At 73.2% G+C, this 16,908-nt stretch carries 15 protein-coding genes and 1 pseudogene; 9 read left to right on the forward strand and 7 right to left on the reverse strand.

What is annotated here, in order from left to right:
* The first annotated feature begins 126 nt into the window (after positions 1–126).
* From ACFPZJ_RS33005 to ACFPZJ_RS33030, 6 genes are all read left to right on the forward strand, one after another.
* Positions 127–864, forward strand: a complete 738-nt coding sequence (locus ACFPZJ_RS33005) for an HAD family hydrolase (RefSeq protein ID WP_381029411.1) — start codon at positions 127–129, stop codon at positions 862–864.
* Entirely contained in the window at positions 861–3,215 is a 2,355-nt protein-coding gene (locus tag ACFPZJ_RS33010; RefSeq protein ID WP_381029414.1) for a glycoside hydrolase family 65 protein, read from the forward strand. The genes ACFPZJ_RS33005 and ACFPZJ_RS33010 overlap by 4 nt, the downstream gene beginning before the upstream one ends.
* A 152-nt stretch (positions 3,216–3,367) precedes the next feature.
* A complete protein-coding gene (locus tag ACFPZJ_RS33015) occupies positions 3,368–4,864 on the forward strand; it encodes a hypothetical protein (RefSeq protein ID WP_381029416.1) in 1,497 nt (498 codons plus the stop codon).
* Between the two features lie 233 nt (positions 4,865–5,097).
* Positions 5,098–5,874, forward strand: a complete 777-nt coding sequence (gene prcB, locus ACFPZJ_RS33020; protein WP_381029418.1) for a proteasome subunit beta — start codon at positions 5,098–5,100, stop codon at positions 5,872–5,874.
* 155 nt (positions 5,875–6,029) lie between these two features.
* Positions 6,030–7,166 (forward strand): Nickel transporter NicT, encoded by a 1,137-nt coding sequence (nicT, locus tag ACFPZJ_RS33025; protein WP_381029421.1) that lies wholly within the window; start codon positions 6,030–6,032, stop codon positions 7,164–7,166.
* A 118-nt stretch (positions 7,167–7,284) separates the two neighbouring features.
* Positions 7,285–7,788 (forward strand): DUF5709 domain-containing protein, encoded by a 504-nt coding sequence (locus tag ACFPZJ_RS33030; protein WP_381029424.1) that lies wholly within the window; start codon positions 7,285–7,287, stop codon positions 7,786–7,788.
* 98 nt (positions 7,789–7,886) lie between these two features.
* On the opposite strand, the gene ACFPZJ_RS33035 is transcribed toward ACFPZJ_RS33030, so the two are convergent.
* The 3 genes from ACFPZJ_RS33035 to ACFPZJ_RS33045 all read right to left on the reverse strand — a co-directional run bounded on the left by ACFPZJ_RS33035 (position 7,887) and on the right by ACFPZJ_RS33045 (position 10,698).
* Positions 7,887–8,099 (reverse strand): hypothetical protein, encoded by a 213-nt coding sequence (locus ACFPZJ_RS33035; protein ID WP_381029427.1) that lies wholly within the window; start codon positions 8,097–8,099, stop codon positions 7,887–7,889.
* Between the two features lie 230 nt (positions 8,100–8,329).
* Positions 8,330–9,448, reverse strand: a complete 1,119-nt coding sequence (locus ACFPZJ_RS33040; RefSeq protein WP_381029430.1) for a PP2C family protein-serine/threonine phosphatase — start codon at positions 9,446–9,448, stop codon at positions 8,330–8,332.
* 44 nt (positions 9,449–9,492) lie between these two features.
* A complete protein-coding gene (locus ACFPZJ_RS33045; RefSeq protein WP_381029432.1) occupies positions 9,493–10,698 on the reverse strand; it encodes a glycoside hydrolase family 64 protein in 1,206 nt (401 codons plus the stop codon).
* Positions 10,699–11,184: 486 nt separating this feature from the next.
* Here ACFPZJ_RS33045 and ACFPZJ_RS33050 point away from each other — a divergent pair, with 486 nt between their 5' ends.
* The gene (locus ACFPZJ_RS33050; protein ID WP_381029435.1) at positions 11,185–12,072 is read left to right on the forward strand and encodes a GNAT family N-acetyltransferase; all 888 of its coding nucleotides are present in this window, start codon (positions 11,185–11,187) and stop codon (positions 12,070–12,072) included.
* A 113-nt stretch (positions 12,073–12,185) separates the two neighbouring features.
* Here the strand turns inward: ACFPZJ_RS33050 and ACFPZJ_RS33055 are convergent, their stop codons facing one another.
* From ACFPZJ_RS33055 to ACFPZJ_RS33065, 3 genes and pseudogenes are all read right to left on the reverse strand, one after another.
* Positions 12,186–13,073 carry a Gfo/Idh/MocA family protein gene (locus ACFPZJ_RS33055; RefSeq protein ID WP_381029438.1) on the reverse strand — a complete coding sequence of 296 codons (888 nt, stop codon included), beginning with the start codon at positions 13,071–13,073 and terminating at the stop codon, positions 12,186–12,188.
* A 132-nt stretch (positions 13,074–13,205) separates the two neighbouring features.
* On the reverse strand, positions 13,206–13,637 hold the full coding sequence (locus ACFPZJ_RS33060; protein WP_381029441.1) for an HIT family protein: 432 nt from the start codon (positions 13,635–13,637) through the stop codon (positions 13,206–13,208).
* 181 nt (positions 13,638–13,818) lie between these two features.
* Positions 13,819–13,971 (reverse strand): annotated as a pseudogene (locus ACFPZJ_RS33065) (LLM class flavin-dependent oxidoreductase); the annotation flags it as partial.
* Positions 13,972–14,175: 204 nt separating this feature from the next.
* Between ACFPZJ_RS33065 and ACFPZJ_RS33070 the strand changes: the two are divergent.
* Entirely contained in the window at positions 14,176–14,922 is a 747-nt protein-coding gene (locus ACFPZJ_RS33070; RefSeq protein WP_381029443.1) for an SAM-dependent methyltransferase, read from the forward strand.
* A gap of 467 nt (positions 14,923–15,389) precedes the next feature.
* Here ACFPZJ_RS33070 and ACFPZJ_RS33075 read toward each other — a convergent pair whose 3' ends face one another.
* A complete protein-coding gene (locus ACFPZJ_RS33075; RefSeq protein ID WP_381029445.1) occupies positions 15,390–15,680 on the reverse strand; it encodes an HAD family hydrolase in 291 nt (96 codons plus the stop codon).
* A gap of 86 nt (positions 15,681–15,766) precedes the next feature.
* Between ACFPZJ_RS33075 and ACFPZJ_RS33080 the strand changes: the two genes are divergently transcribed.
* Positions 15,767–16,432, forward strand: a complete 666-nt coding sequence (locus ACFPZJ_RS33080) for a class I SAM-dependent methyltransferase (protein ID WP_381029448.1) — start codon at positions 15,767–15,769, stop codon at positions 16,430–16,432.
* Positions 16,433–16,908 lie beyond the last annotated feature (476 nt).

Consider the following 16,908-nt stretch of genomic DNA (forward strand, 5'->3'; position numbering starts at 1 on the left):
GAGCCCGACGACCAGGCGTACAAGGGAGCGAGAGCCTCGGCGTCACCGCGTCACCGACCGCGTCCGCCCGGGTCGGTGTGGCGTGCGCCACAAAGTGGACGGTCCCGCCCGGGGAACCGGTCCAGTATGACGGAGCTCGGTCTTCCCGCAGACGTTCAGGCCTGCCTCTTCGACCTCGACGGGGTCGTCACCAGGACGGCCGTGGTGCACGCGGCCGCCTGGAAGGAGATGTTCGACGCCTTCCTGCGCGAACGCGACGGCGAGGACTTCCGGCCGTTCGGCGACGCGGACTACGACGAGTACGTGGACGGCCGCCCGCGCGCCGACGGCGTGCGCACCTTCCTCGCCTCCCGCGGCATCCACCTGCCCGAAGGGAAACCCGACGACCCACCCGACGCCCCGACCGTCCACGGGCTCGGCAACCGCAAGAACGACCTGCTCCTGGAGAAGATCCGCACCCAGGGCGTCGAGGCCTACGACGGCACCCTGCGCTACATCGAGGCCGCCCGCGCCCGCGGGCTGCGCACCGCGATCGTCTCCTCCAGCGCCAACTGCCGGGACGTGCTGCGCTCGATCGGCGCCGAGCACCTCTTCGACGTGCGGATCGACGGCGTGGTCGCCGCCGAGCGCCGTCTGCCCGGCAAACCCAGCCCGGACACCTTCCTGGCCGCCGCCCGCGACCTCGGCGTCGAGCCGTCCCGGGCCGCCGTCTTCGAGGACGCGCTGGCCGGCATGGACGCGGGCCGCGCAGGCGGTTTCGGATACGTCGTGGGCGTCGACCGGGTCGGACAGACCGACGCGCTGTACGCGCACGGCGCCGACGTGGTGGTGAAGGACCTGGCCGAACTGGGGGGCAAGGAGTGATCACACAGCGGGCGTACGCCGTCGAGCCGTGGACCGTGCGGGAGACGCAGCTCAACCTCGACGTCCTGGCGCAGAGCGAATCGGTGTTCGCGCTGTCCAACGGGCACGTCGGCTGGCGCGGCAACCTCGACGAGGGCGAACCGCACGGCCTGCCCGGCTCCTACCTCAACGGCGTCCACGAACTGCACCCGCTGCCGTACGCGGAAGCGGGCTACGGTTACCCGGAGTCCGGCCAGACGGCCATCAACGTCACCAACGGCAAGGTGCTGCGGCTGCTGGTCGACGACGAGCCGTTCGACCTGCGCTACGGGCGGCTGGTACGGCACGAGCGGACCCTGGACCTGCGCCGGGGCGTGCTGGAGCGGTCCTGCGAATGGACCTCCCCGGCCGGTTCGACGGTACGGGTGCGCTCCACGCGGCTGGTGTCCCTGACCCAGCGGGCGATCGCCGCCGTCGCCTACGAGGTGGAGCCCGTCGACAGTCGCACCCGCGTGGTCGTGCAGTCCGAACTGGTCGCCAACGAGAGCCTGCCCGAGCCGGACGGCGACCCGCGCGCGGCCAGGGCGCTGAAGTCGCCCCTGGAGCCGGAGGAGGACCTGGCCTCCGGGAACCGGCTGCGCCTGGTGCACCGCACCCGCCGCAGCGGCCTGCGGGTCGCGGTGGCCGCCGACCACGTCGTCAGCGGACCCGAGCGGACCACGACGGACAGCGAGAGCAACGTGGACGTGGCCCGGCTGACGGTCACCTCCGTCCTGGAGCCGGGGCAGACGCTGCGCGTGGAGAAGCTCGTCGCGCACGGCTGGTCCGGCGCCCGCTCCCGCCCCGCGATGAGCGACCAGGTCGAGGCGGCCCTGGCGGCGGCCGGGCACAGCGGCTGGCAGGGCCTGCTGGAGGACCAGCGGGCCTACCTCGACGACTTCTGGGCACGCGCCGACGTCGTGGTCGACGGCGACGAGGAGATCCAGCAGGCGGTTCGCTTCGCCCTGTTCCACGTCCTGCAGGCCGGTGCCCGGGCTGAACAGCGCGCGATCCCCGCCAAGGGCCTGACCGGCTCCGGCTACGACGGGCACGCCTTCTGGGACACCGAGGCGTTCGTGCTGCCCCTGCTGACGTACACCGCCCCGGACGCCGCCGCCGAGGCCTTGCGCTGGCGCCTGAACACCCTGGACGCGGCCCGGGAGCGGGCGGCCCAGCTGGGCCTGCGCGGAGCCGCGTTCCCCTGGCGCACCATCGAGGGCTCGGAGGGCTCCGCGTACTGGCCGGCCGGCACGGCCGCGTTCCACGTCAACGCCGACATCGCGGACGCCGTCGTACGGTACGTGGCCGCCACCGGGGACGAGGACTTCGAACGCGAGGTCGGCGTGGAACTGCTGGTGGAGACCGCCCGCCTGTGGCGCTCCCTCGGCCACCACGACGACCGGCGCGTCTTCCACATCGACGGTGTCACCGGGCCGGACGAGTACAGCGCGATCGCCGACGACAACACGTACACCAACCTCATGGCGCGTTCGAACCTGCTGGCCGCCGCCGACGCCTGCAAACGCCACCCCGACGAGGCGGCCCGGCTCGGCGTCGACGACGAGGAGAGCACCGCCTGGCGGGACGCCGCCGAGGCCGTCAACGTGCCCTACAACGACGACCTCGGTGTGCACGAACAGCACGCCGGCTTCACCCGCTACCAGCGCTGGGACTTCGCCGGCACCGGCGCGGACCAGTACCCGCTGATGCTGCACTTCCCGTACTTCGACCTCTACCGCAAGCAGGTCGTCAAACAGGCGGACCTGGTGCTGGCGATGTACACCTGCGGCAGCTTCTTCCAGGAGTTCCACGACGAGGAGCAGATCGCCCGCAACTTCGCCTACTACGAGCCGCTGACGGTCCGGGACTCCTCCCTGTCGGCGTGCGTCCAGGCTGTGATCGCCGCCCAGGCGGGCCACCTGGAGCTCGCGTACGACTACACGACCGAGGCCGCGCTGATGGACCTGCACAACCTGCAGCACAACACCCGCGACGGGCTGCACATCGCGTCCCTGGCCGGGACGTGGCTGGCCCTGGTCGCCGGGTTCGGCGGCATGCGCTGCCAGGACGGCAACCTGCGCTTCGCCCCGCGCCTGCCACAGAGGTTCGGCCGGCTCGCCTTCACCGTGCAGTTCCTCGGCCGGTGCCTGCGCGTGGAGATCGCCGCGGACGGGGCCACGTACACGCTGCGCTCCGGCCCGCCGCTGACGATCCGCCACCACGGCAGCGAGCTCACTGTGCGCGAGGACGCCCCCGCCACCCGCCCCGTACCACCGGCCGAGCCCCGCCCGGTCCCCGACCAGCCGCCGCACCGCAGGCCCAACGCCCGCTGATTCCACGGGGGTGCCCGGTTGGCCGTATATCGCCCTGCACACCCGTCTCACCAGGGTTAGTTTGTCCGTGTTTTCCCTGACTTGAGCCTTCGGTTCCAGTGGCCGGTGGGGCCGGGGAAACCCTGCGACGTGCAGAGGTGAGGGGCAGAGGGATGACCAACGGTGCCAACGCCATCCTGGTGAGTATGCGACGCCGCGACCACCCGGCCGTGCCCGGCATGTCCGGCCGCACCGGCGGCACCGGTCCGCTGGCGGCGGTGGCCGGGCTCTTCACGCTGGCGCAGCTGCTGCTGGTCCGCCCGGTGCTGGGCCTGGGCTGGGACGAGGTGGTGTACGTCAGCCAGGTCGGCGAGCAGGCGCCGGCGGCCTTCTTCAGCGCACCGCGCGCCCGGGGCGTCTCGCTGCTCGTGGCGCCCGTCGCGTCCTGGTCGACGTCCACGCCGCTGCTGCGCGTCTACCTCGCCGTGCTGTCCGGCCTCGCCCTCTACCTGGCGCTGCGCGCCTGGCGGGGCCTGTTCCCGACCCGGGTCCTCGCGGTCGCCGGCGCCCTTTTCGCCTCCCTGTGGATGACCCTCTTCTACGGTCCGCAGGCCATGCCCAACTACTGGGTGGCCGTCGGCGCCCTGATCTGCGTCGGCTGCTTCCTGCGGTACCTGTCCGACCCCACCGCGCGGGCGGCGCTGTGGGGCGCCGGCGCCGGAGCCATGCTCATGGCCTGGATGCGGCCCACCGACGCGGTCTGGGTGACGGTGCCGCTGCTCGCCCTCGCACTGCTGCGGCGCCACGGGCGGCTTCTGCTCGCGCTCGTGGTGGGCCTCGCGGCGGGCGCCGTCGAGTGGGTGATCGAGGCGTACGTCGGTCACGGCGGCCTCACACAGCGGCTGCACGACGCCTCCGAGATCCAGGGCGGCCTCGGCTGGCAGTTCGCCGTCGACGACCAGCTGCGCAGCCTGGGCGGCCGGGCCCTGTGCCGCCCGTGCACCGGGTCGATGCCCCATCCCCTGGTCACCCTCTGGTGGTTCGCCCTGCCGCTGCTGGCCGCGCTCGGGCTGGCCGTCGCGGTCCGGGCCGGGCGCACCGCGCGCACGCTTCTGCCGCTGGCCTGCGCCGCGACGGCGGCCGTGCCGTACCTGTTCATGATCGGTTACGCGGCGCCCCGCTTCCTGATGCCCGCCTACGCCCTGTTGGCGATCCCGGTCGCCGACGCGCTGTGGCACCTGGTCAGGACACCGGGGGGCCGCTGGCGGCCGGTCGTCGCGACGGTGGTCGCAGTGGGGCTGGCCGGGCACCTGGCGGTGCAACTGGTCGTGCTCGACCGCGCTGTGGACCGCAACACCGACAGCCGCCGCGACTGGGCGCGCACCGCCGCCGAGCTGCACCGCCTCGGCGTACGGCCACCGTGCCTGATCACCGGTCACGAGGCCATCCCCATCGGCTACTACGCAGGCTGCGCCTCCGGCGCGACCGCCGGCCACAACGAGAACACCACCCCGGCCGAGATCCAGGGCACCGCGCGCCGGATCCCCGTCGCCCACCTCACCACGACCGGCGGCACGCCGCCCCGCTACGCCCGGCCGTGGACCCCGCACCGGATCGGCGACCTGGAGCTCCGCATCGCACCGGCGGCCCTGCGCGACGGGCCGTCCTGACTTGGAATTCGGCGCCCGGGCGGGGCGTCCGCCGCCGCGCGGTGCGACCCCGGGCCGGTGTTTCCGGTCCGTCCGGCTCAGGTAGGAGTCGGGTGTCGGTCGACGAACGAGGGGGGAGCGGCTGGCGGTCAGCGACCAGGACGGCCGGCTCGGGGAGGAGTTCTTCACTCCGGGCACGTCGTCCTTCACCGAGTTCCTGGCGGCCCACCGGCCCGAGCCGCTCGGCACACGCCGTGTCCTCCCCGACGGCGTGCGCGCCGAGGGGCGTCCCGCACGGCACGACCGTCCTCGCGCTTACCTACCGCGACGGCGTGCTGATCGCCGGAGACCGCGGGACCACCAGGGGCAACCTGATCGCGCGGCGCGACCTGGAGGAGGTGCACCCCGCCGACGACCACGCCGCGGTGGTCTTCGCCGGCTCCGTCGGGCTCGCCCTGGACCTGGTGAAGCTGTACCAGGGCGAACTGACGCACTTCGAGAAGGCCGAGGGCATCCCGATGACCCTCGCCGCGAAGGCGAACCGGCTGGCCGGCGGGATTTGGCAGCACCTCGGCCCAGGCCATGCAGCACCTCGCCGTCGTCCCGCTGCTGGCCGGCTACGACGTGACGGCCCCGACGGCGAACAGGGCAGCGTCTTCGGCTTCGACGTGGCGGGCGGCACCTACGAGAAGTCCGGCTTGCACGCGGAGGGCTCCGGCTCCCCGTACGCCCGGGGCGCGCTGAAGAAGCCGTTCCGGCCGGGCATGTCCCGGCGCGAGGCGGCCCTGGCCGCCCTCCAGTACGACGCGGCCGACGACGACTCCGCGGCCGGCGGCCCGGACATCACCCGCCGTGTCTTCCCGATCGTTGCGGTCATCACCGAGGACGGCTTCGAGCGGCTCGCCGAGGCGGAGACGGAACAGCTGAGCCGCGAGATGGTCGAGCAGCGCGGCGGCCGGACGGGCCGAACGCGGCCGTGTGAGCCGACGGGACGGCCCGATGCCGCCGTGGGAGCGGGCCGGACGGCTTGAGCGCCCCAGGTGAGAAGCCCCGCCATTGGTTTCCCGATCCATGGGCAAGACCTGCCGCGGCCTTTACTGCACATGATTTGCACATACCGCAGGATGGCACGAGGCTGTTTCCCGCAGCCGTCCAGTCGAACTCCCGCCGGAAGGTCCCTCCCCCGATGACGGCCGCCCCTGACTCCACTGCGACCCTCCCCGCCCAGCGCACGGCCCGGCACCGCGTCGGCACCTCGATGACGCGGCAGGAGTGGATCAGGGCAGGGGGGATGGCGGGCTTCATCGTGGCCCTGCACGTCGTCGGCTGGGTCACGCTCGTCGCCGTCGTCGTCCCGGAGCACCACCGCGTCGGCGCCCAGTCCTTCGGCGTCGGCATCGGCGTGACCGCGTACACGCTCGGCATGCGGCACGCCTTCGACGCCGACCACATCGCCGCGATCGACAACACCACCCGCAAGCTGATGGGGGAGGGGCGACGCCCGCTGTCGGTCGGGTTCTGGTTCTCGCTGGGCCACTCCAGCGTCGTGTTCGCGCTGGCGCTGCTGCTCGCGCTCGGGGTCAAGGCCGTGGCCGGGCCGGTCCGCGACGGCGGCTCCTCCCTGCACGACATCACCGGCCTGATCGGCACGACCGTCTCCGGCACCTTCCTCTACGCCATCGCGGCCGTGAACCTCGTCGTCCTGGTGGGTGTCTGGCGGGTGTTCCGCCGGATGCGCTCCGGCGTCTTCGACGAGGCCGCGCTGGAGGAGCAGCTGAACAACCGCGGATTCATGAACCGCCTGTTGGGCCGTGTCACCCGGTCGGTCTCCAGACCCTGGCAGATGTACCCGCTCGGGCTGCTGTTCGGCCTCGGCTTCGACACCGCCACCGAGATCGCCCTGCTCGTCCTGGCCGGCTCGGGCGCCGCCTCCGGTCTGCCCTGGTACGCGATCCTGTGCCTGCCCGTCCTCTTCGCCGCCGGGATGTGCCTCCTGGACACGGTCGACGGCTCGTTCATGAACTTCGCCTACGGCTGGGCCTTCTCCCGGCCGGTCCGCAAGGTCTACTACAACCTCACGATCACCGGCCTGTCCGTCGCCGTGGCCCTGCTCATCGGCACCGTCGAGCTCCTCGGCCTGCTCGCCGGGCAGCTGGGCCTGCACGGGGCATTCTGGGACTGGATCTCGGGGATCGACCTCAACACCCTCGGCTACGCCGTCGTCGCCCTGTTCCTCGCCACCTGGATCGTGGCCCTGCTGGTGTGGAAGCTCGCCCGCGTCGAGGAGCGGTGGACGGCAGACCTGTCGCAGCCCGCCGAGTAGCGCCGGCACCCCCGCCACCAGCCGGAACGCAGGGCCCGAGGTTAGAGGCCGCGTAACGGGAAACGCGGAAGGGGCACGTGAGACGAGACGAGTCGACGCAGCCCGACAGGAGGCAGTCATGGGCACGGAACCGCTGGGCCCCGAGGCGATGGCGGACGACGCGTACCAGCCCACCGGAAGCAACGAGGAGCAGGAGGACGCCGCGCCCCTCGACCTGCAGGACGCCGTCGACGAACGCACCTACGACGACACCCTCGACGAGGGCTACTCCCCGCCGGAGAAGCCGCTCGGCGTGACCAAGCACGGCACCACGGCCGCCGAGCAGCACGACGGCGAGAGCCTCGACGAACGGCTGTCCCAGGAAGTGCCCGAGGTGTCCGAGCCGATCGGCGACGGCATCGGCGACACCCCGGAGGGCGAGGGCGAGCCGGTCGACCCCGAGGCGGGCAGGGAGCGCGCCGGCCGCCTGGTGGCCCCGGACGAGGGCGTTCGTACCGACACCACGAAGGAGAGCGTCGCCGCCGACGTCGGGATCGACGGGGGAGCGGCGGGCGCCGAGGAGGCCGCCGTGCACGTCGTCGAGGACGACACGGCCCTGCCGGAGGGCGAACGCGGGACCTGATTCCGGCCGGGCTGCCCGGTGCCGCCGGGGTCGACTCCCCCACACTCACCGACCCACTCGGTGATCTCGGTGACCGGGGGAGTCGGCCCCTTGGCGCCTCAGGGCAGCAGCTTGTCGAGGGCGGCGGGCCCCTCCGCGGCGAGCTTGCGCCTGGCCCATTCGAGATTGCGCGGGGTCAGGTCCTTGCCGGAGGCAAGCACCAGATCCTCCGGGGACACGTCGGTGCCGGTGCGGGCGTGGAGCAGGCGGTCCGGGGTGGTGCGGTCCTCGGGCTGCCGGGACGCGGACGCGTCGGGTTGGGACGTCGACATCTTCTCTGCTCCTCGGGTCCGGATGTCTGTGGCGGCCCCGGTGCTGTCATCGGGTCCGATATCACCATTCAACGCGCGGGCGCGCCGTGCATCCGGAGGGCTCTGCCGCGCCGCTGCCGGGGCCGCTCCTTACGGTGCGGGGAAGTACCTTTCCAGGGCTCGGGGAAACCTGATCGTCTCGTGGGCCGGACCCGGTGCGGGGCCGGGTGCGGGGCCGCGTGCGCGACTGGTCACGGGGGCGCGGCGCCGTCGGGGCCCGGCTCGGGAGCGAGCACGAGCATGGTGACGTCGTCCCGTACGTCGGGGCAGTGACGGACGAGATCCGCCCACACCCGTTCGGCCAGCCCCGCGGGATCCTCGTCGGCGAGGCCCGCCAGCCGCTCGCCGAGCGGATAGAAGGCCCCGGCGGCGTCCCTGGCCTCGGTGACGCCGTCGGAGGCGAGGAAGAGCCGGTCTCCGGGGCGCAGCCGCACCGCGCAGCCGCCGGGCGGGGCGGCGTCGGCCAGACCCAGGCCCAGCGGCGTGCCCGGCTCGACCTCCAGCTCGACGGCCGCACCGTCCCGCAGGAGCAGCGGACCCGGCTGCCCGCACGCCACGACCCGTACCGACCGGGCGTCCCGAGCGAACGCGAGCAGCACGGCGGTGGCGAACAGCTCGCCGTGCTGCTCGCCCGCGGAGTCCGTCAGGAGCCTCCGGTCGAGCCGGGCGGCCACCGTCTCCGGGTCGGGATCGTCCAGCACCGCCTCCCGGAAGGCGCCCAAGAGCGACGCGACCGTCGCGACCGCCGACAGCCCGTGCCCCTGTACGTCGCCCATGACGGCCTGGACCCCGTGCGGGCCCGCGCGTACGTCGAAGAAGTCCCCGCCCACCAGCGTGCCGCGCTGCGCGGCCCGGTACAGGCCCGCGCAGCGCACCGGCCCGACCCGCTCCGGCAGCGGCGGCACGACGGCGCGCTGCGCGGCCTGGGCGACGGCGCGCTCGGTCACCAGCTGGGCGTCACGGTGGCTGCGGACGAAGGACAGCAGCACGCTCAGCACCGCCACGAAGCCGACGGTCAGCACATCGGTGTTGCCCGGGTCGTTCAGCCGGAAGGCCGGGCTGATCAGCACCAGCACCGCCAGGGCACCGAGGACCGCGGTCATGGCCGGCCCGCAGGACAGCACCGCCAGTGGCGGGATGGCGCCCAGCAGGAAGCCGATGTCCAGCGGCTCGGGGCTGATCAGTTCCGCCGCGCACACCGCCGCCAGCAGCGCGGCCGGCAGCACCCGGAACCAACCCGGCGGCGGGCCCCACAGCCAGCCCCGCCGGTCCTGGTCCCGGCGGGGCGCCCGGGTGCCTGCTCCGCTCACACCACCACGCTGCTACACCCGTCCGGGGGCCGCACGCCGGGCCGTCACGCGAAGGGCGTGAGCGTCAGCCGCAGCCCCGTCTGGGCGGTGTCCTGGATGTACGAGGCGAAGTCGGCGACGTCGTCGAAGGCGAAGCCGTACGCCTTGCCGTCCCGGGACGCGGCGTGCAGGGCCCTGGCGTAGTGGTTGGTGAGGGCGGTCCGGTAGAACGTCGAGGCGTCGGTCGTCGGCTGGGCCGGGTGGCTCAGCAGCGTCGAACGGTTGAAACCGGCGCCGAGCACGGCGGCCACCGGCCCGGTCGTCCCGTCGTTGGGTGCGGCGAGGGCGCCGTCGCAGAACAGCACGTCCCGGGTGGACGGCTTGCCGAAGGAGACCTGCGCGGGCCCGTCGAAGGTGAGCCGCTCACCGCGCACCCGGCCGGTGAACGTACCGGCGTTGGTGGTGACGGTGAGGTCCCGGCCGGTGTACGTGCTCCACACCTCGTCGATGTAGGGGGCGAGGTAGTCCTTCGGGAACAGGCCGGCGTCCAGGCCGTGGCCGGGGGCGATGATCCGGGTGTCGTCCACGACGAGCCGCGCGAACTCCTCGACCTGCCGGACGGCGGCGAACGCAGCGGCACGCCCGCCGTCCCTCAGCGTGCCCGTCGTCTGCTCCTTCGCGCCGGTCAGCCGGATGCTCAGCGGCACGCTGAACATGTCGACCATGGTCGTGTTGCAGAACATCCCGGAGGAGTTATACGTGAACTCGGCGCAGTCGTGCAGCACGCCGTAGTTGGGGTCCGAGGTCACCCAGCCGGCCGGGTACTGCAGCGCGGGGTTGCCGTTGCCGTCGGAGACCACCTTGAACTTCAGCTTGGCGCCGAGCGACACGTAGATCCTGCCGGACATGTACGGCAGGGACAGCCGGGTCTCGCCGCTGCCGGCCAGGGCGATCGCGTAGTCGGTGAAGCCGTCGGAGCCGTTGTCCGACAGGGCCACCGGCGCCAGGGTGCCGTCGGGGGTGACCCGGACCTGCCGGCCGTCCTGGTTGCCGACGATGTAGACGCGCACGCTGGTGTTGGCGAAGGAACCGCTGTCGTTGACGATCGTCAGCGGGAGGGAGCCGGCCGCCGCGCTGCTCCGGTCGCCCCCGGTCGTGCCCGCGAGAGCGTGCGGGCCCAGCGCGGCGACGGCGGGCGCGGCGACGACCGCTCCGCCGAGGGCGACGAGAACGCTGCGACGGCCGGGGCGGCGTGTGTGACGGGGAGTCATGTGGGGGGTCTCCTGTGGTGCGGGTGCGGGTGGGGACGCGGCGGCGAACGAACGTGGGGCCGGGGGGAGAGACCGCCTTGGGGGGTGAGAGCGCTCTCAGGCCGTACGTCGACGCCGCCGCGAGGCCCGATGCTACGCACGGGCGGCGCCCCCGCCAACCGGTCCCACATGCCCCCAACTCGCTGTGACCTGCGGCGACTTGGCGAGGCCGTTGGTCACGAGACTCGCTTAACCGCTGTTTAAGGATCACTTAAGTCGCGCCGCCCGGCCGAGTGCTCTCCACGCCGGCCTGGCGGGTGGCGCGACAATCGCTGGACGGGCCAGCGCGCCCTGACGTAGCGTGTGTCGCCACGCCCTTGGACCCAGGGAAGGAGGGCAGAGCCGTGCAGTCCACATCGTTCTCGCGCTCCCTTCCCCGTTGCCCCGGCGTGCAGGGTACGACCTGACCGGGAGCGCTCCACGCAGGCATGCTTCCCGGAGGAACCCGTGACCGACCTGGTCATCCGCGCGCTCGACGCGAGCGACGCCCCTGACTTCGACACCCTGCCCGACCCGCTGGGCGCCCGTGAGGTGCACCGCCTGACCCGGTACCGCCCCGCCTGGAAGCGGGTGGCCCTGCGAGACGGCCGGGTCGTCGCCCGCGGCGCCTGGTGGGGCGGCCCCGAGGACACCGAGCCCGTCGTCCTCAACTGGTTCGACGTGGCCGAGGGGGAGGAGGAGGCCGGAGCCGAGCTCCTGCGGACCGCTCCCTGGCAGGTCGGACTGGAGGTGAACCTGCCCCCGGGCTGGCGCGCCGAGCCCGCCCTGAGCACCGCCGCCGAGGCGCGTTTCACCGCCGCGCGGGCGGCCGGCTACGACCTGCTGGTGGAACGCTTCCTGTACCGGTGGACCCCCGCGTGCCAACTGCCCGAGCGCCCCGCCCGGCTGGTGTTCCGTGCCGAGCCGGACGACGCGGTGTTCTTCGACGCGCTGCGCCGCATCCACTCCGTCACCCTCGACGCCCACGCGCTGAGGGCCGTCGAGCAGGGCGGCCTCGACCGGGCCGCCCAGGAGGAACTCGACTTCTTCCACTGGTGTCCCTCGCCGCGCGAGTGGTGGCAGGTGGCGTACACACCGACCGGAGAGCCGGTGGGCATCCACATCCCGGCGCACAATCCGTCGGGGCCGTGCATCGGCTTCATCGGCGTCCTGCCCGGGCACCGCGGACGCGGCTATGCCTACGACCTGTTGGCGCAGTGCACGCACTTTTTGGCCGAGCGGGGCGCGGAGTTCATCGCCGGGGCGACGGACCAGGGCAACTTCCCGATGGCCGCCAACTTCGCCAAGGCAGGTTTCCCGATGATCGGGGAACGCCTCAACTTCCACCTGCCGTAAAGCGATTGGCCCGGCCCGGGGCGGGCGAGCGAGGCTCAGGCAGGGCCGGCTTCCCTGCCGTCCTGCGACCTGCTCGTCCGCGAACGCTCCCGGGCCGGTGGACGGATGGATTGCTAGAGGGCGCGGCCGTTCAGGGCCGCCTCCGCCGTGGCGAGTATCTCCGTGACCCGGAGGGCGAACGCGGCGTCGCACGGGTGCGGGCGGCCCGTGCGGGCGGCGGTGAGCAGGGCGCCGGCCGCCCGGACCAGCGCGGGTACCGCCCCCTCGGAGCTGTCCGGGAGGACGGCGACCCCGGCCTCGCCCCGGAGTTCCACCGCGGCACCGGCAGCCGCGGGCGGGGCCGTGAGACTCAGGGTGAGCGTGCTCGACGCGCCGCCGACGTGGTCGAGGACGAGATGGACGGTGTCACCGGGGCCGTGCGCCGCCGCCGTCACCCGCCGCGCGTCGCCGAGCACGGGCAGCAGCACGGACAGGGCGTGGGGGCCCACGTCCCACAGGGCGCCCTTCTCCCGCCGCCACGGCGAGGCCGCGAACGGGCTGTCGCCGGTGAACACCGCGCCGAGCCACTGCGCCCGCGCGGTGAACCAGCCGCGCACGGCGGCCTGTTCGGCGATCCACGCCTCCGGCTCGGGCTGGAAGCGGGCCGTGAAGAAGACCACGGAGGCCACTGCGGACTCCCGCACCGCCTCGACCACGGACCGTCCCTGCTCCACCGTAGGAGCGAGCGGCTTGTCGAGCAGCAGATGACACCCCGCGCGAGCCGCCCGCGCCGCGAGGCCGGCCTGGACGTCCGGCGGCAGGGCGACCGCGACCGCGTCCACGTCGGAGAGCAGGGCGTCGACGTCGTCGTAGGCACGCACGCCGTGCCGGGCGGCCAGGTCCCTGGCGGCGTCGGGGCGGCGGCCCCACACACCGGCGAAGTCCAGTTCCTCGTGCAGGCTCAGGGCGGGGGCGTGCGCCGCCCGCGCCCAGGGGCCGGTGCCGAGCAGTCCGATGCGCATTCCGCCGCCTCTCGATGGTGCCGCGATCTGGTGCCGGCGGGTGGGCCGCTGGTGTGGCCTCGCCGACCGTAGGCGCCGAGCCTGTCACACGGACCCGGCGGTTGAGCACTCCACCCGTGGCGCGTACGCCGCTCAGGTCTGCGCGGGGACGTGCGCGCCGAAGCCGAGTTCGCGCAGGGCGCCGCGCAGCCGTACCGCCGCCTCGTCGAGCGCGGCCTCGTCCTTCTCCACCTCGGTCCCGGAGAAGTCGAGGTCGCCCATGCCCCAGGCGGGAGCGACGTGGATGTGCAGGTGCGGAACCTCGAAGCCCGCGATGACCAGTCCGGCGCGGGGCGCGTCCCAGGCGCGCTTCACACCCCGGCCGATCGCCTGCGCCACGGTCATGCAGCGGGCCAGCAGTTCACCGTCCGCGTCGGTCCACTGGTCCAGCTCCCGGCGGGGCACGACCAGCGTGTGACCGGGCGTCAGCGGGGCGATGCTGAGGAACGCGGCCACCTCGGGTTCCTGCCAGACGAACCGTCCGGGCAGTTCCCCTTCGAGGATCCGCGAGAAGAGCGTAGGCATGCGGTGAGTATCACATCCCGAGGTGACGGGGCTCGGCCGGGGGAGGCCGAGGCGGTCGCAGGTGCGGCGGCGACTGCCGTGGCCGGGGATGTGCGCCTGTGACATGAGCCTTTCCGCCTGCTGCCTGCCCTCCGCCGTCCGCTGCCAGCCGCCTGCCGTCCGCCGTGCGGCGTCCGGTGCCTCAGGCGAACGCCGGCATGATCCGGTCGTGGACTAGGCGGAGCTGGGTGTTCACGTCGGCCACCTCCATGACGTCCCGGCCGGTGAAGGCCTTGACGAGCGCGCGGTCGGTGATGGCGCAGATCATGTGGTGCACGCCGCTGGGAGCGATCTCCCCGCCTGTCGGGGACGCCCGGCGAAAACCCTTGGACACGCGCGTCCGCCCCGGACTAGCTTCACCGGGGCTCGATGCCCACCAGGTCCAGGACCCTACGTCCGAGCGGGGTGCTTTTGATGACGGTCCGAGCAACGGCGGCCGGTCACGGCCGATTGCCCTCCGAGCGCGTCACGACGTCATCGAAACCAAGGGATCTCTCCTGTGGATCTTCCACGCATCTTCACGCTGCGCGAAAGCAGCCACCGCATCCACAATCCGTTCACCCCTGAGAAACTCGCCACCCTCGGCCGGGCGCTGCACCTGACGCCCGGCACACGCGCACTCGACCTCGCCAGCGGATCGGGCGAGATGCTGTGCACCTGGGCGCGTGACCACGGCATCACCGGCACCGGCATCGACATCAGCACGGTAGGCATCGCGAAGGCGCGGGCCCGCGCCGCCGAACTCGGCGTCGCCGACCAGGTCGACTTCGTGCACGGCGATGCCTCCGGCCATGTCGCGGACGCACCGGTGGATCTCGCCGCGTGCATCGGAGCCACCTGGATCGGAGGCGGCGCGGCCGGCACGGTCGAGTTGCTCGGCCGCAGCCTCCGTGCAGGGGGCCTGATGCTGATCGGCGAACCCTACTGGCGTCGCGAACCGCAGGACCAGGAAACCGTCGAGGCGTGCCACGCCCGCGACAAGGCCGACTTCCTGCCGCTGCCGGACCTGATCGAGCAGTTCGGCACACTCGGTTACGACGTCGTGGAGATGGTCCTGGCCGACCAGGACAGCTGGGACCGCTACCGCGCGGCGCAGTGGCTCAACCTCCGCCGCTGGCTCGACCGGAACCCGGACGACGAACTGGCCGCGGAGGTACGGGCGGAACTCACCACCGCCCCCGGCAGGTACGCGCGGTACGAGCGTGAGCATCTCGGGTGGGGAGTGTTCGCGCTGATGGCTCGCTGACGGCCTCAGGTCGCGGTCGGCTGTGTGACGGCCCTCTGCACGGCCGTCTGATCGGCTGCCTGACCGGCGGTGCGACCGGCCGATGGGGGGTCGGTCGACGGCCGACCAGCCGCGGGTCCGGACCCTCGGGCGGGTCCGGGCCTCCCTCCGGCCCGGACATTCGGCGGTCCGGACTCTTCGGCGGTGCGGGCCCTTCGGCGGTCCGGGCCCGCACCGCGCGACACGTCCCCGCGGCGGGCGCCCGCTCCCGACGGAGGGGGCACAGCCTCCGCCGCCGGGCAAGGCGGCGAACCCCCGCATCACCCGCCCGCCGCGTCCTCCGGGCGCCGAAGGCGCCGTACGAGTGGGGGAGCCGACGGCGGTGCGCGGCCGTCTCCTGCGGTGCGGGAGCATCTCCGTCGACCGGGCCGACGCGGCTCTCCTCCACCGGGGGCGAGCCGAGCACGTGCACGATCGCCGAGGTGACGTCATCGGCGACATGGCTGGGCCGGTGCGACGGCGCCCCGGCCAGGGCACCGGCCCCCGGACACCCAGACGCTCCGCAGTCCGAGCAAGCAGCCACCCGCGATGTCCGCGCGGGGCGTGTAGCCTGCCGCGTCGACTGCCATCACCCAGGGCAGGTCCGATCCGGGCAGGCCGTGCTCGCGGAGGAAGGCGGCGACGCCGTCCCGGAAGGCCGCGTCGCGGTCGACCAGGGTGTTGTCGAGATCCAGCAGCATCAACGGCACGTCCGGTGGCAGAGCACGACCGTCGGCCACCCGGCAGACAGTGTCCCGTACGGTCGGCCCAGCCGGACCGGCGGCCGGCACGGTGGCGAGGCACCATCTCGTACGAGGAGGCGGACATGGCGGAGGACCGACCCGAACTGGGGCGCGCCCAACGGCGCCACTGGCAGGACACGTACGCCACCCACCCCGGCATGTACGGCGAACGCCCCTCCGCCGCCGGAGTCCACGCCGCGGAGGTCTTCCGCCGGGCCGGGGCCGAGGACGTACTGGAGCTCGGCGCGGGACACGGGCGTGACGCGCTCTACTTCGCCCACGAGGGTTTCACCGTCCGGGCCACCGACTTCAGCGTCAAAGCCCTCACCCAACTCAGCGCCGCCGCCCGCGCGCAGGGCGTCGCCGACCGGATCACCACCGTCGAGCACGACGTCCGGGAACCCCTGCCGTTGCCCGACGCCTCGGTGGACGCCGTGTTCGCCCACATGCTGTTGTGCATGGCCCTGTCCACCGAGGAGATCCACACGGCGGTCCGCGAGGTGCGCCGCGTTCTGCGCCCCGGCGGCACCTTCGTCTACACCGTCCGGCACACCGGCGACGCCCACTACCGCGCCGGCGTCCCGCACGGCGACGACATCTACGAGCACGGCGGTTTCGCGGTGCACTTCTTCACCCGCGATCTCGTCGACGCCCTGGCCGACGGCTGGATCCTGAACGAGGTGCACTCCTTCGAGGAGGGCGATCTGCCACGCCGCCTCTGGCGTGTCACCCAGACGCTGCCCAGCTGACGCCGCCCTCCCCCTCGCGTGACGCGGTTCCTTCCCCAAGCCGGCTCTCCGCCTGCCCATTGGTCGTCGGTGAGCAGGAAACGGGTGGGTGGACGCGGACGGTTGAGGCAGGTAAGCGGTTCCGGTGGGGGACCGTGAGACGCACGCCTGCGCCGCCCGCAGGACCGGGCCCGGGGCCAAACCGGGTCACCACGTTCAGGGCGCGCGCTGGGGGACCGTCCGCCCTCGGTGACAACACCTGTCCGATGTTGTCTACGGCGGCCCGGCCCGCGGTGTTTGTAGGGGCCACGGGACAGGAATCATCGGGATGGGCCGGATGGCGGAAGCCGTGGCGGAGCGGGGACCCTGATGGTCACCTGGCGCGCACGACGATGCGGCAGGTGACGTCTTCCGGACTGCTCGGTGACCGCCATCGACCGGGGTCGCGCCGGCTCCCGTCGGACCATGCCCTCCGCGGCAGGCGTCGACCGGCCGCC

The sequence above is a fragment of the Streptomyces bullii genome, assembly GCF_042657145.1.
Taxonomy (GTDB): Bacteria; Actinomycetota; Actinomycetes; order Streptomycetales; family Streptomycetaceae; genus Streptomyces; species Streptomyces bullii.